The organism is Agrobacterium sp. 22-226-1, assembly GCF_053522345.1.
Genome location: NZ_JBNWCP010000017.1, coordinates 19,349 through 41,263, shown reverse-complemented (window position 1 = coordinate 41,263; position 21,915 = coordinate 19,349). Strand labels below are relative to the sequence as shown.

Sequence of the window (21,915 nt, the reverse complement as noted above, 5' to 3'; positions counted from 1 at the left end):
CTCACGATGCCTTTGGCCTTTTCAGAAAAACGTCGATCAGAAGCAGCATTGTCAGCGCCTGCCCGTAAGGCGTGGGCAGATTGGGAATGCGGCGGTAGAAGTCGAGATCGTGGCCCATCGGCGTGCCGTCGGAAACGCCGTGGACGACGCCTTCATCGTCGATATTGCCAAGCACCGCCTTCAGCGCGCGTTCCGCATGCGGGCGATTTTCCTCGCCGAGAATGCCGGCCTCGATGCCGCGCAGAATGCCATAGGCGATGCCGGCCGTCGCCGATGTTTCCACCGGGGAGGTCGGGTCATCGAGCAGCGTGTGGAACATGCCGTCCTCGCGCTGATATAGCCTGAGCGACCGTACCTGGCTTGCCAGCACATTGGCGAGGAAACGCCTGTCCTTTTCGCCAAGCGTCGGCACCAGTTCGAAGAGTTCGGGGATGGCGACGGTGATCCAGGAATTGCCGCGCGCCCAGAAGGCGTCAGCGAAATTATGGCGTCCGTTGAAGGTCCAGCCGTGATACCAGAGCCCGGTGACGGGGTCCGAGAGATAACGCGTATGGATCATGAACTGGTAGACCGCCTCGTCTATCCAGTCCTGGCGTTTGCAGACGACGCCGGCGCGGGCGAGGAACAGACATGCCATGAACAGCGTGTCGTCCCAGAGCTCACCCTCGTTCAGCCGCTCCTTGACGACATGCTGGAAGCCGCCATCTTCGGTTTTCGGCAATTGATGCACCAGCCAGTCGGCCCAGTCTTCCACCAGCGCCCGGAAATCCGGCCGGTCGACATGTTCGGTGAGGATGACAAGCGGCAGCATTGGCGCGGAACTGTTGATCTGGCGCGGCGGCAGGCCACGGTCGATCTGCCAGCCATACCATGTCACGAGGTCGTCAAGCGCCTTCCGGTCGTTGGCGGCGAGCGCCCGGCGCAGGAAGCCGTAAAGGCCCACACCCACTTCCCAGTCCCATTCATCGAACTGGATCTTGCCATCGGAACTGCCGCTGACCAGACCTTCCTGAATGCCCTTGAGACGGCTGAAGGCGGCGGCGACATTGTCGATCGTCGTCCTGAGAGTGTCTTTTTCCATGCTTGGCTGGTTCATCTGTCAATTCCGCTTAGGAGTAGAAGGGTTTTGCAGCGCTGCCCGAAGCTGGGTCGGCGCTGTCGAAGGTGATTTTTGGTTGCGGGTGGTCATGGTCGAAGGCCATGGCCTGCCCGCCAATGGTGAATGCGCCGTCCCAGGTCAGGGTAAGCTCAGCTCCGCCCGGTGGCGTGACTGAGAGCAGCCGGCTTTCGGCATCGAAGCTGATCTGCGTGGCGAGGATTTTTTCCCGAAAACGGGCAAACTCCGCGACATCCCCGCAGCCGATGATGCCGACCCAGCCGGCGCGGCGGCCGGGCGATCTGATCTCGCGACTGGCGGTGGCGCCGGCGGAGATGGGCTCGAGCCCGTTGGTCGCATAAAGCGCGGCAAAGCCACGGCCCGAGCGGGTGACGAGCCAGTTGCCCTCCACCATCACCTCGTCCAGCCCGTCGCGGCCGAGATAGGCATGGGTCCAGTCGTTGCGGTGATCCTGCGTATCGAAGATCAGCATTGCCAGATCGCGATGTTGCGCCACGCGCGGCAGGATGCCGCTTCCCGCCCAATAGGAGGGGCGCTGGGTGCCCCACGGATTGTCTTCGCCCGGATGATTGACCCAGAGCCGCGCCATCGGGTGGCCGGCAAGCTTGATGTCCATGACATGCTGCTGATGGCCCTTGCGGCCAGTCTTGTGATCGACAACGGTGGAAAGCTGGGCGGCCTCGTTCTTGAACAGCACGAGCTTGCCGGGCTCCAGCCCCTGCGCATAACGTGCCTCGACCATACGGCCGCCTGTTAGCTGGGAAAGGGCGGCGAGATGCGCCGGTGGCAGGTAATCGCCGCAGCAGAACATCGGCAGCGAGGCAACGCCATTGTTCAGCCAGCCCTGACCGAAGGCGACCTGCGCAAAGGGCGCCAGTTCCGTCAGCGGCCCGGCGCGTAGCTCCTTGTCATAAGCCCTCCCTTGCGAACCGGAGGGAACGCCGCCGAGCGTGTGCAATGCGATCATTTCGAAGATGAGATCGATCTGGTGGCGCGCGCGGGCGGCAAGCTCCGGTCCCGCCCAATGTTCGATGGCGAGAAGGCCGATGAAATCCACGGGATAATAGGCGGCCGAATTCCATTCGGCGAGGCCATGCGCCTCGACGCTGTCGAACCAGCGCTCCAGACGGTCGGCGGCCAGCGCCGCCTGTTCTCTGCCGGTGCGGCCGGAGGCGGTGAAGACGGCATCCGGCAGATATTCACCAGCCAATAACTGGCTGGTGTGGAAGCAGAGAACATGGTTCTCGCTCCAGAACCACATGACGTCATTGCCCGGTTCGTCCACCCAGTAGCGATAGCCGAGGATCGAGGCATCGATCCGCGCCCGCATCTCTGCCGGCAGGCGGTCACCATAGGCGCGCACCAGCCACAGCAGCGGGATCATGACGAAATCGGAGCAGTCTTCCCGCCGATCAATGGAATGCAGCGTCGCATCGACGATGCCGCCGATCGTCTCGATGTTATCGCTGCCGGTGGCGACCATCGCCAGCGCGCGGCCGATGCGCCAGGCACCGAAACGGGCGCTGAAGGAGAGAGCCGCCTTTTTTCGCTCGTTGATATCGCCGCTGGATGCTTCCGGCGCGATGTCATGCATGAAAGCGGCGTCGATGACGCGGGTCACCGTTCCCGCTCCCGAACCCATGGTGATTTTTACACCGTGATATCCGTCCGAAATGCCTGTCGTTCCAGGGATCGTCAGCGAGGATTGCCCGGCCTTCAGCACGGTATCCATTTCCGCAAGCGTGGCGCGCTCATGCCCATGGCTTTTGACGGCGATGTGCACGGGCAGGTCGTTCGCAGGCGCCGCCCCGAAGACCAGTTCGAGGGCCGTACCGGAAAACACGTCCCGCGCCGGGCGAACATCGCGCACCAGCGCGGCGAGACGCTTCGTCTCCTCCCGGTCGAGCGGCACGGGCAGCACGACGGTCAGCGGTACGGCGTCAACGACCTCAAGTTCGAAGAACCAGATGATGTCGCGTTCCGCCAGATCCTCGCAGAGCAGCAGCACCTCGTTGTCGCCGGCCGAAAGATCGAGCGTGATGTCACGGCTGCTTTCGACATTGCGGATGAAGGGTTCGAAACGGACCTGTTCGACGCCGCCGACCCAGATGCGGACGCCGCCGCAGGTGCGCAGCCGAAAATGCGCCTGTCTTGCGATCTCGCTGCGGAAGGTGCCCTTCAGCCAGCGCTGCACATGGGTGGGAACGTGCCAGAAACCGGTGAATTCGACGCGGCGATTGGAGCCCGGCAGGTTGAGGTGCGATACCGGCCAGCTGGTATCGGGTGCGATATCGCGGCCGATCATGGTCTGCTGGAAGGCCTTGCGGCAGGGCAGGTCGCCCACATCCACGAAACCGTTGATGAAGCGATAGTTCACGCGGTCTTCGGCGGGGGCTGCGGTGCCGGGAAACGACGTCTCCACCAGATCGGAGACGATCCAGGCGGTCACCGTTTCGCCGTTTGCGACGGTATATGTCGGCTGCGACGCGTTCGCCGCAAATGGTCCATCTGTCATAATGGATCGCCTCCCGTCGATCTTTATGAAATTATTTTCACAAAACGATTTTCGCTTTTCCGCGTCGATTTGTGCGATTTATGCAAAACAAACAGCTTGACGTTTATTCTGTCAAGCCGCAAAACATTATAAATCGAATTAAGCAGAGGAGCTTTCGTTCGATTTATGAAAATATTTTCATTGGGAGGATGAGCATTGATGAAATTGTTTTCGGGTGTCAGCGCCCTCGTAGTGGCCTCTGTCGCCGGTCTTGCGACGGCTGAGGCCGAGACCCGCACGATTACTTTCCTTTTTACGGATGACGACCAGGGTTACGTGCAGCGCATGTCGGAACTCAGCAAGGAGTTCGAGACGGCCAATCCGGGTGTGAAGATCAATTTCGTGTCTTCGGGTTATGACGCGGTTTCCAAGCAGCTGCCGGTGCAGCTTGCGGTGGGCGAAGGTCCTGATATCGCCAAGATCACCGATTGGCAGCTAGCGCCCTATTATCTCGACATGCGGCCCTATATGAAGGACGCCGAAGCCTTTGCGAAGCTGCATGGCTCCAGCCTTAACCAGCTTCGCCTGCCGAATGTCAACGATCCGCAGTCAATCAACGGTTACATGGCGTCGCAGACGCTGAACCTGCCCTTCATTAACAAGACGCTGTTCGAGCAGGCAGGCGAGCCCTTGCCTGGCCCGACTGCCAAGTTAAGCGAGATCGTAGAAGCGTCCGCCCGCGTCGCAAAGGCGACTGGCGTGCAGATCCCCTTCACCATGGACCGTTCCGGCCACCGCTTCTCCGGCGGCGCCTTCTCTTACGGCTCGACCTATGTGAAAGACGGCAAGTTCAGCTTCCCGGACGATGCGGCGAAGAAATACATCACCGATCTCTTTTCATGGACGCAGAATGGCAGCTTTCCGAAGGAGATGTGGGGCGCCGCTGGCGGTTCGCAGTACAAGAACATGGGTGACGAGTTCGTCAACGGCAATGTCGTGACGTATCTTGCCGGCAACTGGATGGTCAATCCGTTCCAGAACAAGATCGGCGACAGTTTTGAATGGACGGCGATCAATGCGCCCTGCGGCGATGCCGGATGCTACGCCATGCCCGGCGGCACTGCCATTGTCGGCTTCAAGCGCACCAAATATCCGGAGGATGTGGCTCACTTCATTGAATTTCTCGGCTCCGAAAAGGTGCAGCGGGAAATCGCCGAGAACTACGTCATCCTGACCGGCGCGGAGATCGTCGATCCGCAATACAAGCTGAAGAGCGAAGACGCCAAGGCGGCGATGAAGGTGTTCCTCGACAACAAGAAGAACGTGCCGCAGGCCGCCCGTGAGTTCGAACGCGCCAAGGGCGGCAGCGCCATGTATCAGCAGATCGTCCAGCGCATGAGCCAGCTCATCGTCGGCGAGTTGACGCTCGACCAGACCTACAAGGTGCTGGAAGATGACGTCGCCAAGATCAACGAGGCCGTCGCGGTCAAGAAATAACGGCGCGACCATCTGCTTCTGGCGGATTGAAGAAGCCATCGAGAAATATGCCCGGAGCATTTCTCTAGGCATATTTCGCTTCTTCTTCTGTAGACCGCGTATCCTCGCCAGGGAAGCTGCCGCAGATCCGTTCCCGTCGACCCATCGAAAAACTGAAATATGCTTCGTTTAAACCTGACGATGGGGTGCGCCGAACGCGGTGCTGCCTGTTTTCGTCACGTGTCACTCGCTGAAAATCATAGGATTCGTCATGGCCAGACTGAAGATGTCGTCTTTCTTTTCCGCACGCTCGAGCCTGCTCGCCACCGCCGCATTGGTGGTTCTGGTTCCGGGCGCGCAGGCGTTCGATAGCACCCGGCCGGCAGGTCAAGGTTATGCCATCGCGGTGCCGGAACCGGCAGCATCATATCCGCTTCCGCTTGCCGACAATTATCGCAACCAGACCGGCAAGAATGAGAAGGGCGAGGCGGTTCGCGCCTATGACGACCGGGACAATCCGATCATCGAAATCCTCTCCGGTTTCAACCGCATCTGGACGCTTGGCGATGAAAAATGGGCGGATGGCGGGGCCAATGGCGATGGCCCGGCGGATTTCAGCCATGTGAAGATCGTCGATCCCGCCGTCTGGCAGGAAAACATGCGTTACGTGCTTTCCGTGACCGGCGAGAACCGCACCCGCGCCGCCGCTTTCGAAGCCTATATGAACGACCGGCGTTCGCAGGGCTACAGCGTCATCGACGGCATGGGGCCGCTTGCCGCCTGGTATCGCGAAGGGGCGGGCGCGACGACGACGATCAATCATACGCTCGCTGATTTCGATCCGAACGAGGTCATCACCCGCAAGGAAGACGACAAGGGCACCGAGGCAGGTGCAGCCGATAGCGAACTGAAGGATTTCGTCGCCTTCATGAAGGTGATCCGCGGCCCGGAGGGCACGACGTCGCCGGCGAAATATTTCTATTCCACACCACGACCCTGGCGCATGAACGACAAAGGCGAGGTGATCGAGACCGGCAAGGAAACGATTGGCGACCGCAGCTTCGAAAGCCATGAGAGCGATCCGGGCGTCATCGTGCCGGCGCTGAAATATGCGCGGGAAAATCGCGGGCGCGGCAAGGATGGCGGTTTCCCGAGCGGGCACACCAATGCCGCCTATCTTGCCGCCATTGCCTATGCCTATGCGGTGCCGGAGCGCTTTTCCGAATTGCTGGCGGCTGCCTCCGAACTCGGCGAGAGCCGCATCGTCGCCGGCATGCATTCGCCGCTCGATGTGATCGGCGGCCGCATCACCGCAACCGCCATGGCCGCCGCCATGTTGCAGGACCCCAAAAATGCCGAGGTGAAGAAGGCCGCGCATGCGGCCTTGCAGGCCTATTTCGCTAAACGTCTGCCGCAGGGCCAGTCGCTCATCGATTTCGCCCATGGCGCAAAGCCGGATGTCGACCAATTTGCCGACACGGCGAAGAACGGGGCGGATTATCGCAGGCGCATGACCTATTCCTTCAGCCGCGACAGGGCCGCGGGTGACGCGCCGATGGTGGTGCCGAAGGGGGCGGAGGTCCTGCTGGAGACACGTTTGCCCTATCTCGATGCCGCCCAGCGCCGCACCGTGCTGTTTTCCACCGGCATCGAGGCCGGTTATCCGCTGCTGGATGACAGCAATGGCTGGGGCCGCATCAATCTGGTCGCTGCCGCCAGCGGTTACGGTGCATTTGACGGCGATGTCGAGGTGACGATGGACGCTGCCGCCGGCGGGTTCAATGCGGCGGACAGATGGACGAACGATATTGCCGGGGCAGGGCGTCTCGTCAAATCCGGCAGCGGAGCGCTGACGCTTGGCGGCCATAACAGCTATGGCGGCGGCACCATTCTCAGGGAGGGAACGCTGGTGGCGTCGTCCGCCGATGCGCTTGGAACCGGCGGCGTGCTGGTCAGCGGCGGCACGCTTTCGCTCGGCGGAGAGACGGATCTTGTCATCGGCGGCGACTATGCGCAGTCGGGTGGCACGCTGGCGGTCGATCCGAAAAAGGCTGCGCTTCGGATCAAGGGCAATGCGGTGCTGGACGGCGCGACGCTGAAGCTCGTTTTCGATGGCGACGCGCCGGCTGCCGGCACGCGGTTTGACGTGATTTCCGCCAACGGCCTGACCGGGGCATTCGCCACGATAGATGCGGGCAATGTGAAGCTGCGGCCGGTCTATACCGGTTCGGCACTGTCGGTGGTGGTCGAATAGGCCGATGCAAGAGGCCTGCCGGGCGCGGTTTAAGCCGCCGCGCCCGGAGGTTCGGTTCAAGAGTCCTGCCGTCGCATCAGCAGGAAGATGACCGGTGCGGCGAGCAACGAAACGATGGAGGCAATGATGAAGGAGGCCTGATAGCCGAATTTTTCGGCGATCGCGCCTGCGCCCAACCCGCCGATCATGCCGACAACGCCATCCATGCACTGGAACAGGGTGAAATCGACCCCGGCCTGCCGGGGGTCGGACCAACCCATGAAGCAGGCGTAAAGCGCGACGAAGCCGATGGACATGATGCCCGACGAGCTAGCCACCGCAACCGCCATGACGACCCATTGCGAAATATCGCGATGAACGCTGAAATAGGCGAAAAGGCTGAGCAGCGCCGTCTGCACGAAGATGGCGATGAGCAGGATTCGTGACGCCCCGTAGAGGCGTACCAGCGTGCCGCCGAGCAGCGCGCCGGCGAAACCGACGATCATGCTGCCCACGCCATTCAGTGCGCCGATGGTGGCGAGATCGAAACCGTAATCGACCAGAAACGGGCCGAGCATTGCCAGACCCCATTTCTGCGCCGCGACATAAACGGCCGCAACCAGAAGGCCGGTGCGGACTTCCCGTCGCTTGAGCGCGTTTTTGATCGATGGCAGGTGGTCCCGTGTTTGCGTGACCGTTCTTGCCGCCGGGCCGAACAGGAAGGGGAGCGCGAGCAGGATGACGAGCCCGGCCATGACCAGCGTGGCGCTCGTCCAGCCGGCGCGCTCCACCAGCACCAGAAACAGGCCGGCGCCGATGGCGGAGCCGAGATAGGAGCCGCCCACCTGTGCGGCATTGCCCCAGCCATGATGCTCTTCCGCCAGCGTTTCGACCGCATAGCCGTCGCAGGCGATGTCGACTGTCGCCGTCACCAGCGCGATCACCGACAGGATGGCGATTGCGACGGAAACCGGCGACGGGCCGGTGAAAGCAAGAACAGTGAGGCCGCAGGCGCAGGCGGCGATGCCCGTGCCGACGATCACCCGCGACCGGTTCCTGCCGACGGGCGGCAGCCGGTAACGCTCCACATGCGGCGACCAGAGGAATTTCAGCGCCCAGGGCAGAACGACGAGATAAAGCAGGCCGATCTGGTCCAGCGGCAGCCCGGCGGTTCTGAGCACCGCCGGCAGGCCGAGAAAGGTCAGCCCGCCAATCACGCTCTGGCCGACATAAAGCCCCCCGACCGCCACGAAGACGGCGGCCGGCGACGGCTTGGTTGTGGCAGGGTTCTGCTGCAGCATCAGAAGCGATACCGGATGCTGCCGACGACCTTGCGGCCTTCGTCATAATAGCAGAAGCCTGTGGTGCAGACCTGTTTCACCTCGTCGAGAAAGTTGGTGGCGTTGATCTGCAGTTTCACGCCTTCCAGCGAGGGCAGGGCCTTGCCGAGATCGTAGCGTAGCGAGGCGTCGACGAAGGTGCGGGCCTCGTTGTCGAGAATGGGCGTGTGCTGGTTGTCGCCGAAGCTCGATCCGACATAACGAACGCCCGCGCCGATGCCGATGCCTTCGAGCGCACCGCTCTGGAACTCGTAATCGGCCCACAGCGAGAAGGTGTGATAGGGCGAGGAATTGAGCTGCTTGCCCACCGTTTCCGACGTCAGTTTGGTAATTTCAACGTCGTTATAGGAATAGGAGCCGATGAGGCTCCAGCCATTGTCGAGCGAGGCCGTGGCTTCGAGTTCCACGCCGCGCGAGCGCAGGTCGAGCTGGCGCAGCAGGTTGATGCCGGACGAGGTCTCATAGACCGTCGCATTGTCCTGATCGAGATTGAAGAAGGCGGCGCTCAGCAGGGCGTTATATTGCTGCAGGGCATATTTCACGCCGAGTTCATATTGCTTGCCGACCGTCGGCTGCGCCTGGCCCGTTACCGTTCCCGTGGTGATGATGACGCCCGGATTGGCGACGAAGGAGGTGCCGTAGCTGACATAGGGCATCACGCCGCTGTCAAAGACATAACCGAGGCTGGCGCGGCCGGTCGTCTTGGTTTCATCGCCGTCATAGGTTGGAGCCGTTGCGTCTCCGACGGTCTGGGCCTGATATTCGGTATCCAGCCAGTCGTGACGAATGCCGGCCGTCAGGCGCCAGCGGTCGATTTCGACCTGATCCTGCGCATAGATGCCGAGCGTGTTCATCCGCTGGGTCAATATCAGCGATACATCCGGCGTATAGGTATAGGTGTCGGTGAACAGGCCCGGCCCGCTGCCCTGTTTCGAGGTGTAGGACATGTGGCTGAAGTCGATACCGGTCAGCAGCGTATGTTTCGCCGGGCCGGTGTCGAATTCGGTCTTCAGGTAATTGTCGGCGGAGACGCCTTCATTGTCCTCGATGGTGATGCCGGGATAGTTGGCGAAGACCCATTGCTGGTCGGCCGAAAGGGCCGAATAACGCGCCTTGCTGTAGAAGGTGACGTTGTCGTTGATTTCATGCTCGAACTCATAGCCGATACGCCATTGTTTCTGCTCGAAATCATTAAAACGGGAATCGCCGCCATAAACCGGCGTCGCGCCGATCGACTTGCCGTCGCTGCCGTAATTGTTGATGTATCCCCAGGTGCCGCCGGTGGTGCTGTCCATATATTCGCCGAGCAGCGTCAGCCTGGTGCCGGCATCCGGCTGGAAGGTGAAGGCCGGCGCGATGAACAGCCGGTCGTCCTTGATGGCGCTGATTTCGTTGCGGCCGTCGCGGGCCACCCCGGTCAGGCGGTAAAGCATGGTCTTCTCGTCATCGACGGCGCCGGAAAGATCGAAAGCGCCCTGCACGCGGCCGAAGGAGCCATATTGCAGCTCCACCTCGCGCAGCGTTTCTTCGGTCGGGCGTTTCGAGATGATATCGACAATGCCGCCGGAGCTGCTGGCACCATAGATGGAGGCGGCGGGACCGCGCAGGATGGAAACCGCTTCCACGCCATAGGGCTCGAGCCGGGCGCTGCCGTTTTGGCTGCTGACCTGCCGCAGGCCATCGCGGAAGATGCCGGTGGTGCTGAGATCGGTGCCGCGCACCTTGAAGGCGTCGAAACGCGGCTCCGCGCCATATTGGCCGATGCGCGCGCCGGGCGTGTAGTTCAGTGCTTCCGAGAGGTTCTGCGGCTTCAGGTCATCGAGCTGCTTGCGGCTGACGGTGGTGATCGACTGGGCGGTTTCGGCAACCGGCGTATCGGTCTTGGTGGCGGTGCGGCCGGATTTGCCGACATAGCCATTGCTCTCGATGATGCCCCTGGCGCCTTCAAGGCCGGTGCCCTGCACGGTGATCGGCGCAAGCAGGGTGCTGCCGGCAGCAGCCGAACCGCCGCTTTCGCCGGTCTGGCTGGCGGGATCGAAAATGCGGACGGTATTGCCGCCGGCCAATGCATAGTTCAGTCCCGATCCGGCCAGAAGCCCGCTGACGGCCGCCGATACGCTGAGTGTGCCCTTGACGCCGGCCGTGCTGCGGCCCCTGGTGATCGCGGAGGGGTAGACCATGCGCAGATTGGCCTGACGGCCGAAGCTGAGGATGGCGTTTTCCAGCGGCCCTGCGGGAATGGAGACGGTGACGGTGGCGGGTGCGCCGCTTGCGGCGGGCGGTGTCTGCGCGCTGGCGGCCGTGGCGCCCGGACCTGCGGCGACGATACCCCCGATGATCGCCGTCGTCGTCAGCCAGAACCAGCCGCGTGCCTGCTTGCCCAAATTCATGTCATTCCCTCTCACTCGTGATCTCATGCCCCCCGCTGAAACGGGTCCTGATTGCCTAGAGTGAAAAGGCGGGCCGACTCCTGACGTCGGATTTGCGAAAAAAGTTATTTTATCGCGAGCGGACGAAAACCAGCATTCCGGAAAGCCGCGATACCGAAACGGGAAGGCTTTCTTCGAGAATGGTGAGCGCCTGATCCGTGTCCTTCAGGTCGAAGATGCCGGAGACGTGCTGCCTCGCCGCCGCCTCATCGAGGATGACGATGCGGCCCCGGCGATATTGCGAGAGAATATCGAGAACCTCGCGCAACGGCTGGCCGGAAAAGACGAGCTTGCCTTCGCGCCAGGCCATGCTGTTGGCGACATCCTTGCGGGCGCGCACCAGCCTGCCGTCGCCGCCAAGGGTCACAGCCTCTCCGGGTGTCAGCACGGCGATCTCGGCGCCTGTGGTCACTTCCACCCGGCCTTCCTCCACCTGCACCTCCTGCGGCAGCGAGCCATTGCCGGTGCGCACCGAATAATGGGTGCCGAGCGCCTTTGCCGTCAGCGCTCCATCCTCGACGATGAAGGGCCGCTCCGGGTTTTGGGCGACATCGAAATAAGCTTCGCCGCGAAGAAGGGTGATACGCCGTTCCTTTCGCGAATAATGAACCGCAATCGCCGTGTCGGTGTTCAGGCTGATGCGGCTGCCGTCTTCCAGCGAAAGCATGCGTGTTTCGCCGATTTCGGTGTAATAATCCGCCTGCCAGCGGTCCTTCAATCCGCTTTTCTCCGCAAAAAGCGCTGCAAGCCCGATGAGGCAGAGACCGGCAACACCCGCCAGCATTGCCCGGCGAGGTCCGCGCCGTTTTCGCTGTTCAACCGGCGCAAGCTCTATATCGCCAAGCTCGCCCCAGAGGCTCTGCATGTCTTCATAGGCGCTGGCATGGGCGGCATCGGCCCGCAGCCAGACATGAAACGCCTCGCGCTCCGCTTCCGTCGCGTCTCTGGATTGCATGCGCGCCACCCACAGCGCGGCCTCTTCGGCCAGAGCCTCATCGGTCAAGCCGTTATCCTTCAGACCGTCCGGGCGCTTGTTCATGTCCTGATCTGCCGTTTGTTGCGTGCTAAGATGTGGTCCTTTTCCCTTATAGAGTGAAAAAGGATGCGAACACCTGATGCCGGTCTACATTTTTATTTGCGCGCGGACCTGACGGCAGTGCAGCAGCGCCTTGATGATGTGTTTTTCCACCATGTTGCGGGAAATGCCGAGACGAACGGCGATCTCGCCATTGGAATGGCCATGCAGGCGGCTGAGTACGAAGACCTGCTGGCAACGCCTGGGCAGAGCCTCGATGGCCCGCGCCATTAAAATAAGGTGCTGCCGCCCGGCGACGATCCGCTCCTGCCCCGGCTCTTCGCAGGCAACGGCAAAGCCGTCTTCGTAAGGTGCGAATAACGGCCGCTCACGCGACTGGCGAATGGCTGTCAGGCGGGCGACGGACCGGGCGATCTGGAAGAGATAGGCCTGTGGATTGTCGATCAGCGTCGCATGAGAAACCTCCAGCGCCCGCAGCAGGGTTTCCTGCATGGCGTCGGCGGCGTCTTCCCGGTTCTGCAGGCGCCGGCGGAAAAACCGCATCAGGCGGCTTTCCTCCTCGGCATCGAGAACCTGTAACAGGGCTTTGCTCATCAATCGACCCGGTGGCGTATTGGCCTGGCGCATGAAGCAGCCGGATATGCTGCGTCATGTCGCGATAAACATGATATTTATAATCATATTTATCGCCTTCGGATGCAAGCTGCCAACCAGTAAAAAACCGGGGGCGAAATCAGGCTCACGTTTCCGTGATGATTGTTGCGGGATTACATCAGGCCGCCTGGGCTGAGTTACAGGAAATAACGCACCCTGAGCGGCAGCAGCGCCGCGCCGAGAGCCGAGGGATCGCCCTTAGCCTCGCCGAGAACCAGCTTCGCCTCCTTCGGGCCGACACCATAACGATGTTCGCGCCGGGAGGGCATGTGCGTGCGTTCGATCATCATCCGACCAAGCGCACGCGGCAATTGCCCGCCAAAGACGATAGCCTGCGGATCGAGAACCGCGATCAGGCTCGCCACCAGCCTGTCCACCTGCGGCATCGTCTCGGCGAGCCACTCCTCGACGCCCGGCCATGCGGGGTCGAATTGCTGGTAGAGCGCTTCGATGGAATGGATGTCGACGCCGTTTTTCTGGAGCGTGGCGATCAGATATTGCAGGGCCGGGCGTTTGGGCGATTCATCCGGGCTGTATATGCCGCTGAATTCGCCGGCATTGCCATGAAAGCCGTGAAACGGCTGGCCACCGAGGATCAACCCGCCGCCGAAACCGTAATTGAAGGACAGATAAGCGAAGGTCTGGCACCAGGAGCCGACACCACGAAGACTTTCGCCGATCGCGCCGGTGGTGGCATTGTTCTCCAGCCAGACCGGCAGGCGGAACCTCTCTTCGAGGATCGGCTTCAGGTCCATCAGCGACCAGTCGCGCAGGGGCTCCGGCGCATTGAAGGCGCGGTCCTCAGACACGAAGAAGCCGGACATTGAAAAGCCGAGGCCAAGCAGGCGCTCCCGCGGGATGCGATGTTCCGAGAGCAGCCTGTCGAGGGCCAGAGACAAAGCGACAAGCGTCTCCTCCCGGTCCTCCGGAAGCATCTTCAGTTTTTCTTCGACGACCACGTCGCAGCGAAGATCGGCGATACAGATCACCACGGAGTCGGTGTTGATGGAAATGCCAAGCGAATAGGCCGCTTCCGGCACCAGTTCGATGGTGGGGCTCGGCTGGCCGCGCGTGCCCTTGAGCGGCGCGCCGGTTCGCAGAAGCCCGCGCTCCAGCAGACCTTCGATCAGCCGGTGCACGGATTGCTGCGTCAGGTTGGTGTGACCGGTGATCGATGCGCGGGCGATGGGGCCGTGGCGGCGGATGATATCCAGAATGAGACGCTCATTCTCGCTGGCAAGCGGCTGGCGATCGAAGGTCTGGCGCGGCGTCTGATCTGTTGTCATGGCCTTGGATAACGGCTGTGCGGGGCGGCGGCAACATGGGGCATCCGTTTGCGACAGCATTTTTCACTGGACTGTCACAAATATTACACTTAGAGTGTATTAATAAGGGGCCGGTCTACAACGGGTCCCCAGGAGGAACCATTCAATGCGCATGAAATTTCTTGCGATCGCCACGCTTGCGCTGGCGACGACGGCAGCGCCGTGCCTTTCCGCTGACAGCAATATGAAAAACCTCGACTTCGATCTGTCGAAGGTCACACGCGACAATTTTTACGAGATCGTCGTTCCCGCCGCCAAAGCCGAGGGCTCGGTGACGATGTATAATTTCGCCGGCAGTTTTGCCGATACGTGGAAGGAGCTGATCACCCGTTTCGAAGCCAAATACGGTATCAAGGTCGCCTATAGCGACGTGAAGGGCGATCAGGCGAACCAGCAGCTGATCGCGGTGCAGGCGGCAGGGCAGGATTCGCCCGTCGACGCTTATTTCGCCGGTGGCGGCAGCTATCCGCTGCTGTCTGCCAAGGGTGTTGTCGGCAATATTGCGCTGACGAAAATCCTGCCGAACATGGCCAACTACAATCCGGAACTGGCCGAAACCGTCTTCGGCAAGGCGCATGGCGGCAGCTTCCCGCTGGTGCATCTCAACCAGACCGCAATCGGTTACGATTCCGCCTTCGTGAAGGCCGAGGATGTGCCGAAAAGCTTCGAGGATCTTCTCATCTGGGCCGAAAAGAACCCCAAGCGGCTTGGCGTTACCCTGCCGGCCAAGGGCGGCTCGGGCGGCGGTTTTATCTATTCGGTGGCTCTCAATTATCTCACCGGCGACTGCCGCAAGCAGCTGACCGACTATAACCAGACGCTGCAGCAGGCCGAAGACTGGGCGATGGAGTCCGAGTGCCTTACGCCTGTCTGGGACTATTACCGCCGTCTTCTGGCCGTGGCTGAGCTGACCAATGGCAATGCCGATACGCTCAACCTCATCAACAATCAGCAGCTTTACATGGGCACGGTCTGGGAAGATCAGGTCATGAGCTTCCTCGGCACCAAGCAATTGCCCGACAGTTTCCGCGTCACGCTTCTGGAAAAGGGTCAGGTTGGCTCTGGGGACGCCATGTTCGTGCCGGCCAACGCCAAGAATGTCGCTTCGGCGCTGCTTCTGATCGACATGGCGATGAGTAAGGAATTCCAGCTCTGGAAGCTGGAAAACAAGGCCTCCCGTTCTCCACGCGCCGATGTCACCAACGATCTGATGCCGAAGGCTGTGCAGGAGCATGTGCTGCCCCAGAGCGTCTATCCGCGCCTGTCGCTGCCGGCTTTCTGGGACATGTCGACGGCGCTTGCCGAAGCGCTCGATGAAAAAGTCCTCAACCAGTAACGCCATCAGGATGACCGGATCGTGCGGCCGCAAGTGCCATGCTCGGTTCGGATACCCTTGGTCAAAAATATGAGGGAGGCTCGCCATGAGTGAACTCGAGATCAGCAATATCTGCAAGGACTACGGGGCGAGCCGGGCGCTTCATCCCGTGTCGATCGCCGTGGAGCGGGGCGAATTCGTCACCATTCTTGGGCCCTCGGGTTGCGGCAAGTCCACGCTTTTGCGCATCCTCACCGGTATCAGTCAGCCTTCGGGCGGTGAAATCCGGCTCGGCGGCAAGCGCATCGATCAGGCGCCGCCGGAAGCGCGCGATATCGCCATGGTGTTCCAGTCCTATGCGCTTTTCCCGCATATGTCGGTCGCCAAAAATCTCGGCTTCGGCCTGAAGATGAAGAAGGTCGCGAAGGACGAGCGGGCGCGTCGCATCGCCCATGCGCTTGATATCTGCAATCTCACCGGTCTGGTGGATCGCATGCCCCGGCAATTGTCCGGCGGCCAGCAGCAGCGTGTGGCGCTGGCGCGGGCCATTGTCATGCAGCCGAGCCTGCTTCTGTTCGACGAGCCGCTCTCCAATCTCGATGCCAAACTCCGCGACACACTGCGCCATGAGCTGACCGAGCTTCACCGCCGCATCGGCGCCACCAGCCTTTATGTGACGCATGATCAGGCCGAAGCCATGGCGATGTCGGACCGGATCGTCGTCATGAATGCCGGCCGGGTGGTCGAGATCGGCACGCCGCTCGAGCTTTATCGTGCGCCGAAACACGCCTTTACCGCCGGCTTTCTCGGCCAGACCAATCTTCTGCCGGTCTCCGCTGAGGGCCAGCAGGCGCAATTGCCCTGGGGCCAGTCCGTGACGCTTGATCGGGTTGCCGCCGGCAATGTCCAGATTTCCGTTCGTCCGGAAAATATTCACATCCGCGCCGATCAGGCCGGTGAGGGCACGGTTTCCTCCGTTTCCTTCATGGGCGCCAATGCGCTCTATACGGTCGAGATCGGCGGCCGCCAGATAAGGGTCAGCCAGTCCGGCGCGGAAACCCTGATCGACGCCGGGCAAAGGGTGGCCCTGCAGTTTCCCGGTTCGGTCCATCTTCTCGATGACAGGATGGCGGGGGAGGCGGCATGATGGCCCGGCTTCTGCGTGACAGGCGCGCCCAGCTTCTGTTCCTGCTCTTGCCGGGTGTTGGGTATCTTCTGGTCTTCTTCGGCGGGCCTCTGCTATCGGCGCTGATCGGCAGCTTCAGGCAGGAGGACGGCAGCTTCACGCTGATGTTCTATGAGCGGATTTTCACCCGCGCGTCGATGATCCGGGGGCTCACGACCTCCATCTATTACGGTGTCATGCCTGTCATCGTCTCGCTTGCGGCCTCGGTGCCACTGGCGCTTCTGATCCGCAAGAGCTTTCTCGGACGAAAACTGTTCAGCGGCCTTTACAAGCTGCCGATGGCGGTGCCGGGCATCATCGTCGGCCTGATGGTGATCGTGGTTTTCGAAAGGGGCGGGTTCCTCGACCGGCTGGTCGCGCCGCTGGGGCTCGAACTGCCCAAGCTCGTGCGCGACGACTGGGGCATCGGCGTCATTCTCGCCAGCGTCTGGAAACAGATACCCTTCATGACGCTGATCATCACCAGCGCCTTTGCAGCCATTCCCGAGGATATACGTTATGCTTCCCGCACGCTTGGCGCTTCGCGGCTGAAGACATTTTTCTTCGTGGAAGTACCGCTCGCCATGCCAGGCATCACGGCCGCCATTCTTCTCACCTTCATCGGTTCCATGGGCTCTTACGCCATTCCGGATATCGTCGGCCCGCCGACGGCCCGGCCGCTTTCGGTGCTGATGGTCAAGGAATTCAATCAGGGTCGGTTTAATCAGGTCTATGCCATGGGCATGGTTCTGAGCCTCTTCGCGGTCTCCGTGCTTATTCTTTATTATTCCCTCACATCCCGCATCGGCCCCGGGCAAAACCGAGGAGACGCATGATGAGTGTTATCACCATCGACCCCGCCATCACTCCCCGCCGCCACGCCTTCACGCCCGAGGACCGGATTTTTGTCTCGATCGGGCTGTATGGCGCGCTGACGCTTGCCATCGCCGTGCCGCTGGCGCTGATGTTTCTCTGGAGCATTGCCGACGGCTGGTCGCCGCCGCTTGTCGTGCCGAAGGATTATACCACGGCGCGCTGGGCAAGCATTCTGAGCGACGGTAGCCTCATCCGCGCCGCCGTCAACAGCGTCGTCATCGCCATCGTCGTCACTTTCCTGACGGCAGTCATAGCTCTTCCGACCGCCTGGGCGATGGCGCGGTTTCCCTTCCGGCTGAAGCGGCTGGTGGAAATCTTCATTCTGGCGCCGATCATTATTCCAGGGTTGGTCGTCGCCGTCGGTATCGGGCAGGTGTTCCTGCTTTTCGGCCTCGCCTATTCGGTAACGGGGGTCATCCTCGTGCAGATCGTCGGCACCCTGCCGCTGATGATCCGGCTGATGACGGCGGCGCTGGAGACCATTCCAGACGACCTCATCCATGCCGCCCGTTCGCTCGGCGCAGGAACAGTCGGCATCGTCCTCCATATCATATTGCCGCTGGCGGTGCCTGGGCTTCTGGCCGGCGGGTTGATGTCCTTCATCGGCAGCTTTGAGGAGTTCGATAAGTCCTTCATCGTGGGCGCGCCCGTCGTCGAGACGCTGCCGATCAAGCTTTACATGTATCTCGATCCCTATTCGATGCAGCTGCCGCTCGCCTCCATCGTCTCCTTCATCCTGCTTCTTCCCGCACTCATCGTCTTCATCATCGCCGGCCGCATCCTGCGCGACGACCTGATGGCGGCGGGCATGGGGAAAATCTGATCCGGGCGCTCAAACCCGGTAATTGCAACGTCCGAAAGTGAAAACCATGCACCAGACCCTTGCCACCTCCCGAAAGACTTCCACTCCCTGCAATGTGCTTGCGCTCTGCACCCGCGACAATGCGGCCATCCTGACCGTCGCCCATCGCGGCTTCTGGACGGCCACCGCCGAAAACTCGCTCGCCTCCGTCCGCGCCGCGGTCGCGGCCGGTGTCGAGATGATTGAGATCGATACGCAGGCGACGGCCGACGGCCGGCTGGTCGTCATTCACGATGAAACGCTCGACCGCACCACGACTGGCAAAGGGACGGTGAGCGAATTGCCGTTCGAGCTGGTTCGCGCAGCCAGGCTGAAGTCTGGCGCGGGCGGTGATGCGGCTGATGTGACCGACGAGTGCGTGCCGACGCTGGAAGAATTGCTGGAAGAGGCGCGCGGCAGGATCACCGTCAATATCGACACCAAATTCACCCGCGATCTGCCGCAGGTCATGGAAACCGTGCTGCGGCTTGGGGTCGAGGATCAGGTGCTGGTGAAGACCGATATCGATCCGGAAGCCGGCCATTTCGAAGTGCTGGATGCCGACTGGTTCGGCAAGATCCCGCATATGCCGATGTTCCCGGTCCGGAAGGGCAAGTTCGCCGAGGATCTGCGCCGTATCGAGGCACTGAACGCGCCGATGATCGAGGTGAAATTCACCGATATTGCCGATCTGGCCGAGGGCCGTGCCGAGATGGAGCGCCAGAATATCCGGCTGTGGATCAACACGCTCGATGTGTCCCATTGCCTTGATTTCAACGATACGCGAGCGCTTTCAAGACCCGAAGCCGTCTGGGGTGCCCTCGCCGAGGCCGGTGTCGGGGCGATCCAGACCGATGAAGTCGAAGCCTTCACCGGCTGGCTGAAGGCGGGCACTGGCGAAACCGGCAGGGAGTGGAAACGATGAGCGAGCGTCTCGACCGCGCCGTCGCAATTATCGAAGAAGCGATGGGCCTTGCCCTTCGCTTTTTCGAGGCGCGCGACGCCATCGCCACCCGGACGAAGGGTTTTCAGGATTTCGTCTCAGAAGCCGATGTCACGGTCGAAAGGTTCGTCCGTGACCGTCTGGCGGAAGCCTTTCCCGGTGAAATGGTGCTGGGCGAAGAAATGGGCGGTGTGGCCGATGACGCCTACTGGATCATCGATCCCATCGACGGCACCGCCAATTTCCTGCGCGGCTCCCCGCTCTGGGGCATCTCGCTCGGCTTCGTGCGGAGCGGCCGACCGGAACTCGGCGTCGTCGCCATGCCGGTCTTTGGTGATATCTACGCGGCGGCGGATGGAACCGGGCTGATGCTGAACGGCAAGCCGCTTGTCCGCCATGTACCCTTCGAGGCTGTGCAGGTCATGTCGCTCGGCGACAGCGCCGCCGCCGATGCGGAAGAGGTGGCGGCCCTCAATGTCGGGCTCAGGCATGCGGGCTGGGTGGTGGAATCCATCCGCTCGACATCGATTGGTCTCGCCTTTGCCGCACGCGGCATCTTCGACGGCCATCTGCAGAAGCTGACCACCATGTGGGATATCGCCGGCGGCACCGTTCTCGCACGGGAGGCGGGTCTCGATGTCCGCATCGGAAACAGGCCCGGCAGCGGCATTCCGTGGGTTGCCGCAGGAACGCCGGCATTAATGGCGGTGACGGAGGGGTTGTGGCTTGAGATCGCAGGAAGAGTGCCGGCGGAACCTGCGTGACCTCCGGGTAAAGTCGATGGCAGATGTGCTGAAACATCTGCCATCTGCATATCGCCGGCTGAAACGCCGCAACCGAGCAATGTCCGGTCAGGCCGCTATCGATCGTCAGTTCGCCCGAGACAGCGCAATTGCGTCAGGACCTGCGGGAAAACGAAGCTGGCCGGATAGGTCATGGACGGCGCTCCAGATCGCTTCGGCAACATCGCCTTCGCTGGTCGTCATGGCCGGTTTGGCGAAGCCTTCGAGGATTGGCCCTGCAAAGTCCATGTAATCGTCCGGCAGCAGCTGCTCCAGCGGCAGGATGGCGTTTGTCGTGAAGCGGGTGGTCGGGGCATAGCCCGGTTCCACCAGTTTCACCCGGATGTTGAAATGACCGAGCTCATGCGCGAGCGAGCCGGAGAAACCTTGGACAGCCTGCTTGCTGGCGGTGTAGGCGGCGGCGAGCGGGAAGGAGGCGAGCGTCGCGCTGGATGTGACGTTGATGATCGTGCCGGATCGGCGCTTTCGCATCTGCGGGATTATCGCCTGCGTCATTGCCATCAAACCGAAGCTGTTGGTGTCGAAGATCGTGCGGATCGCCGACATTGGCGTTGCCTCAAAAGCGCCGACCATGCCGATGCCGGCATTGTTGACCAGCACGTCGAGCGGACCTGCCGCATCGATCAGCGCCGCGATGCTTTGTTCGTCCGTCACATCCAGCGGCAGGACGCGCAACCGGTCCGTGTCGCCAACGAAGCGGTCGGGATCTGGATGCCGCATGGTCGCAACGACATTCCAGCCGCGCGAAAGGAAGAGCTCGGCGGTTGCCTTGCCATAGCCCGATGAGGTGCCGGTGATGAGGATCGTTCTGGTCATCATAATCTCCATTGTTCGATATGACCGGAGATAGACGATGTGTTCTGGATGATATATGCTCTTAACACCAAAATTTATTATTGATCGTCCGGAGAATGGATCCTCTTAGCGATATCATCGATCTTTTGCGGCCGAACGCCGCCGTTTCGAAGCCGATTTCCGGACGAGGCCGATGGGGCGTGCGTTATCGCGCCTATGACGCCCCGGGTTTTGCAGTCGTCCTGGCCGGTGCCGCTTGGGTCATGATCGATGGCCGGGAACCGCTGCGGCTGGCGCGTGGCGATTTTCTGCTTTTGCCCTCCACGCCCGCCTTCTCGCTCTGCAGCGATATTGACGTCGACTGCATTCCGGTCGAACCACAAGATCAGGCGGTGCGGCATGGGGAACAGCAAGGGGAACCCGATTTCGTTGCGCTGGGAGGAAGTTTCACGTTCGAGCGGGTCAATGCGGCGCTGCTGCTTTCGTTGATGCCCGAGCTGATCCATGTGCCGGCGGGTGAGGGCGGAGCATCCCGGCTGGCGCGTCTGATCGAATTGCTGGCGGAAGAATGCACGCGCGAGGATGCGGGCAAGGAACTGATCATCCGGCGCATGCTGGAGGTTTTGCTGGTTGAAGTGCTGCGTCGGCCGAATGCGGGCAACGAGGCAATTCCGGCGGGACTGGTGAAGGGAATGCGTTTGCCGGGGCTTGCCCGCGCATTGTCCGCCATGCACGCCAATATCCGCGCGAACTGGACCGTGGCCGAACTGGCCGGTATCGCCGGCATGTCGCGCTCGGCCTTCGCAGCGCGTTTTCATGAAATGCTCGGCTGCGCGCCGATTGAATATCTGGCGCGATGGCGGATGGCGCTCGCCAGGGACGCGCTGATGCGCGGGGTGAAGTCTCTCGACGATATAGCGGAGGAGATCGGTTATGAATCCGCCAGCGCATTCAGCACCGCTTTCCGCAGGAGAACGGGTGTCGCTCCGGGCAGCTTTGCCCGTGCGAACAGCGACAGACACTGACTGCGCGGATTTTCCCTAGTCGTGCCGGTCACAGCGAGGGCAGGAGCC

17 protein-coding genes are annotated in these 21,915 nt (G+C 61.5%); 9 read left to right on the top strand and 8 right to left on the bottom strand.

Going from position 1 to position 21,915, the window contains the following annotated elements; all coding sequences use genetic code 11:
• Window position 1: 1 nt before the first annotated feature.
• Together bglB and ACQZ5K_RS22685 are read right to left on the bottom strand one after the other, a co-directional pair.
• Entirely contained in the window at window positions 2–1,096 is a 1,095-nt protein-coding gene (gene bglB / locus ACQZ5K_RS22690) for a beta-galactosidase BglB (protein WP_448741485.1), read from the bottom strand.
• 13 nt (window positions 1,097–1,109) lie between these two features.
• Window positions 1,110–3,632: a hypothetical protein gene (locus tag ACQZ5K_RS22685; protein ID WP_448741484.1), complete on the bottom strand. Its 2,523-nt coding sequence runs from the start codon at window positions 3,630–3,632 to the stop codon at window positions 1,110–1,112.
• 195 nt (window positions 3,633–3,827) lie between these two features.
• Here ACQZ5K_RS22685 and ACQZ5K_RS22680 point away from each other — a divergent pair, with 195 nt between their 5' ends.
• Both ACQZ5K_RS22680 and ACQZ5K_RS22675 read left to right on the top strand, forming a co-directional pair.
• On the top strand, window positions 3,828–5,108 hold the full coding sequence (locus ACQZ5K_RS22680) for an ABC transporter substrate-binding protein (RefSeq protein ID WP_448741483.1): 1,281 nt from the start codon (window positions 3,828–3,830) through the stop codon (window positions 5,106–5,108).
• Window positions 5,109–5,358: 250 nt separating this feature from the next.
• A complete protein-coding gene (locus ACQZ5K_RS22675; RefSeq protein WP_448741482.1) occupies window positions 5,359–7,341 on the top strand; it encodes a phosphatase PAP2 family protein in 1,983 nt (660 codons plus the stop codon).
• Window positions 7,342–7,397: 56 nt separating this feature from the next.
• On the opposite strand, the gene ACQZ5K_RS22670 is transcribed toward ACQZ5K_RS22675, so the two are convergent.
• The 5 genes from ACQZ5K_RS22670 to ACQZ5K_RS22650 all read right to left on the bottom strand — a co-directional run bounded on the left by ACQZ5K_RS22670 (window position 7,398) and on the right by ACQZ5K_RS22650 (window position 14,065).
• Window positions 7,398–8,621 carry an MFS transporter gene (locus ACQZ5K_RS22670; RefSeq protein WP_448741481.1) on the bottom strand — a complete coding sequence of 408 codons (1,224 nt, stop codon included), beginning with the start codon at window positions 8,619–8,621 and terminating at the stop codon, window positions 7,398–7,400.
• Window positions 8,621–11,050 (bottom strand): TonB-dependent siderophore receptor, encoded by a 2,430-nt coding sequence (locus ACQZ5K_RS22665; RefSeq protein ID WP_448741480.1) that lies wholly within the window; start codon window positions 11,048–11,050, stop codon window positions 8,621–8,623. Before ACQZ5K_RS22665 ends, ACQZ5K_RS22670 begins: the two co-directional genes overlap by 1 nt.
• 109 nt (window positions 11,051–11,159) lie before the next feature.
• The gene (locus ACQZ5K_RS22660) at window positions 11,160–12,128 is read right to left on the bottom strand and encodes a FecR family protein (RefSeq protein WP_448741479.1); all 969 of its coding nucleotides are present in this window, start codon (window positions 12,126–12,128) and stop codon (window positions 11,160–11,162) included.
• Between the two features lie 84 nt (window positions 12,129–12,212).
• The gene (locus ACQZ5K_RS22655) at window positions 12,213–12,719 is read right to left on the bottom strand and encodes a sigma-70 family RNA polymerase sigma factor (RefSeq protein ID WP_448741478.1); all 507 of its coding nucleotides are present in this window, start codon (window positions 12,717–12,719) and stop codon (window positions 12,213–12,215) included.
• Window positions 12,720–12,916: 197 nt separating this feature from the next.
• Window positions 12,917–14,065 carry an ROK family protein gene (locus ACQZ5K_RS22650; protein WP_448741477.1) on the bottom strand — a complete coding sequence of 383 codons (1,149 nt, stop codon included), beginning with the start codon at window positions 14,063–14,065 and terminating at the stop codon, window positions 12,917–12,919.
• 145 nt (window positions 14,066–14,210) lie between these two features.
• On the opposite strand from ACQZ5K_RS22650, the gene ACQZ5K_RS22645 reads away from it, so the two are divergent.
• The 6 genes from ACQZ5K_RS22645 to ACQZ5K_RS22620 all read left to right on the top strand — a co-directional run bounded on the left by ACQZ5K_RS22645 (window position 14,211) and on the right by ACQZ5K_RS22620 (window position 20,008).
• Entirely contained in the window at window positions 14,211–15,440 is a 1,230-nt protein-coding gene (locus tag ACQZ5K_RS22645) for an extracellular solute-binding protein (protein ID WP_448741476.1), read from the top strand.
• 85 nt (window positions 15,441–15,525) lie between these two features.
• Window positions 15,526–16,566, top strand: coding sequence for an ABC transporter ATP-binding protein (locus tag ACQZ5K_RS22640; RefSeq protein ID WP_448741475.1), 1,041 nt, complete (start codon window positions 15,526–15,528; stop codon window positions 16,564–16,566).
• Window positions 16,566–17,420 (top strand): ABC transporter permease, encoded by an 855-nt coding sequence (locus tag ACQZ5K_RS22635; protein ID WP_269313727.1) that lies wholly within the window; start codon window positions 16,566–16,568, stop codon window positions 17,418–17,420. Before ACQZ5K_RS22640 ends, ACQZ5K_RS22635 begins: the two co-directional genes overlap by 1 nt.
• Window positions 17,420–18,283 carry an ABC transporter permease gene (locus tag ACQZ5K_RS22630; RefSeq protein WP_448741474.1) on the top strand — a complete coding sequence of 288 codons (864 nt, stop codon included), beginning with the start codon at window positions 17,420–17,422 and terminating at the stop codon, window positions 18,281–18,283. Before ACQZ5K_RS22635 ends, ACQZ5K_RS22630 begins: the two co-directional genes overlap by 1 nt.
• A gap of 46 nt (window positions 18,284–18,329) precedes the next feature.
• Complete coding sequence (locus ACQZ5K_RS22625) at window positions 18,330–19,226, top strand: glycerophosphodiester phosphodiesterase family protein (protein ID WP_448741473.1); 897 nt, start codon at window positions 18,330–18,332, stop codon at window positions 19,224–19,226.
• Window positions 19,223–20,008 (top strand): inositol monophosphatase family protein, encoded by a 786-nt coding sequence (locus ACQZ5K_RS22620; protein ID WP_448741472.1) that lies wholly within the window; start codon window positions 19,223–19,225, stop codon window positions 20,006–20,008. Before ACQZ5K_RS22625 ends, ACQZ5K_RS22620 begins: the two co-directional genes overlap by 4 nt.
• A gap of 105 nt (window positions 20,009–20,113) precedes the next feature.
• Here the strand turns inward: ACQZ5K_RS22620 and ACQZ5K_RS22615 are convergent, their stop codons facing one another.
• Complete coding sequence (locus ACQZ5K_RS22615) at window positions 20,114–20,863, bottom strand: SDR family oxidoreductase (protein WP_448741471.1); 750 nt, start codon at window positions 20,861–20,863, stop codon at window positions 20,114–20,116.
• 95 nt (window positions 20,864–20,958) lie between these two features.
• Here ACQZ5K_RS22615 and ACQZ5K_RS22610 point away from each other — a divergent pair, with 95 nt between their 5' ends.
• Window positions 20,959–21,867: an AraC family transcriptional regulator gene (locus tag ACQZ5K_RS22610; protein ID WP_448741470.1), complete on the top strand. Its 909-nt coding sequence runs from the start codon at window positions 20,959–20,961 to the stop codon at window positions 21,865–21,867.
• Window positions 21,868–21,915: the final 48 nt, after the last annotated feature.

What these genes read in the sequence shown, in the direction of transcription:
- bglB (WP_448741485.1), bottom strand. Translation starts at nt 1,096, where the DNA reads ATGAACCAGCCAAGCATGGAAAAAGACACTCTCAGGACGACGATCGAC.
- ACQZ5K_RS22685 (WP_448741484.1), bottom strand. Translation starts at nt 3,632, where the DNA reads ATGACAGATGGACCATTTGCGGCGAACGCGTCGCAGCCGACATATACC.
- ACQZ5K_RS22675 (WP_448741482.1), top strand. Translation starts at nt 5,359, where the DNA reads ATGGCCAGACTGAAGATGTCGTCTTTCTTTTCCGCACGCTCGAGCCTG.
- ACQZ5K_RS22670 (WP_448741481.1), bottom strand. Translation starts at nt 8,621, where the DNA reads ATGCTGCAGCAGAACCCTGCCACAACCAAGCCGTCGCCGGCCGCCGTC.
- ACQZ5K_RS22665 (WP_448741480.1), bottom strand. Translation starts at nt 11,050, where the DNA reads ATGAATTTGGGCAAGCAGGCACGCGGCTGGTTCTGGCTGACGACGACG.
- ACQZ5K_RS22660 (WP_448741479.1), bottom strand. Translation starts at nt 12,128, where the DNA reads ATGAACAAGCGCCCGGACGGTCTGAAGGATAACGGCTTGACCGATGAG.
- ACQZ5K_RS22655 (WP_448741478.1), bottom strand. Translation starts at nt 12,719, where the DNA reads ATGAGCAAAGCCCTGTTACAGGTTCTCGATGCCGAGGAGGAAAGCCGC.
- ACQZ5K_RS22650 (WP_448741477.1), bottom strand. Translation starts at nt 14,065, where the DNA reads ATGACAACAGATCAGACGCCGCGCCAGACCTTCGATCGCCAGCCGCTT.
- ACQZ5K_RS22645 (WP_448741476.1), top strand. Translation starts at nt 14,211, where the DNA reads ATGCGCATGAAATTTCTTGCGATCGCCACGCTTGCGCTGGCGACGACG.
- ACQZ5K_RS22640 (WP_448741475.1), top strand. Translation starts at nt 15,526, where the DNA reads ATGAGTGAACTCGAGATCAGCAATATCTGCAAGGACTACGGGGCGAGC.
- ACQZ5K_RS22635 (WP_269313727.1), top strand. Translation starts at nt 16,566, where the DNA reads ATGGCCCGGCTTCTGCGTGACAGGCGCGCCCAGCTTCTGTTCCTGCTC.
- ACQZ5K_RS22630 (WP_448741474.1), top strand. Translation starts at nt 17,420, where the DNA reads ATGAGTGTTATCACCATCGACCCCGCCATCACTCCCCGCCGCCACGCC.
- ACQZ5K_RS22625 (WP_448741473.1), top strand. Translation starts at nt 18,330, where the DNA reads ATGCACCAGACCCTTGCCACCTCCCGAAAGACTTCCACTCCCTGCAAT.
- ACQZ5K_RS22620 (WP_448741472.1), top strand. Translation starts at nt 19,223, where the DNA reads ATGAGCGAGCGTCTCGACCGCGCCGTCGCAATTATCGAAGAAGCGATG.
- ACQZ5K_RS22615 (WP_448741471.1), bottom strand. Translation starts at nt 20,863, where the DNA reads ATGACCAGAACGATCCTCATCACCGGCACCTCATCGGGCTATGGCAAG.
- ACQZ5K_RS22610 (WP_448741470.1), top strand. Translation starts at nt 20,959, where the DNA reads ATGGATCCTCTTAGCGATATCATCGATCTTTTGCGGCCGAACGCCGCC.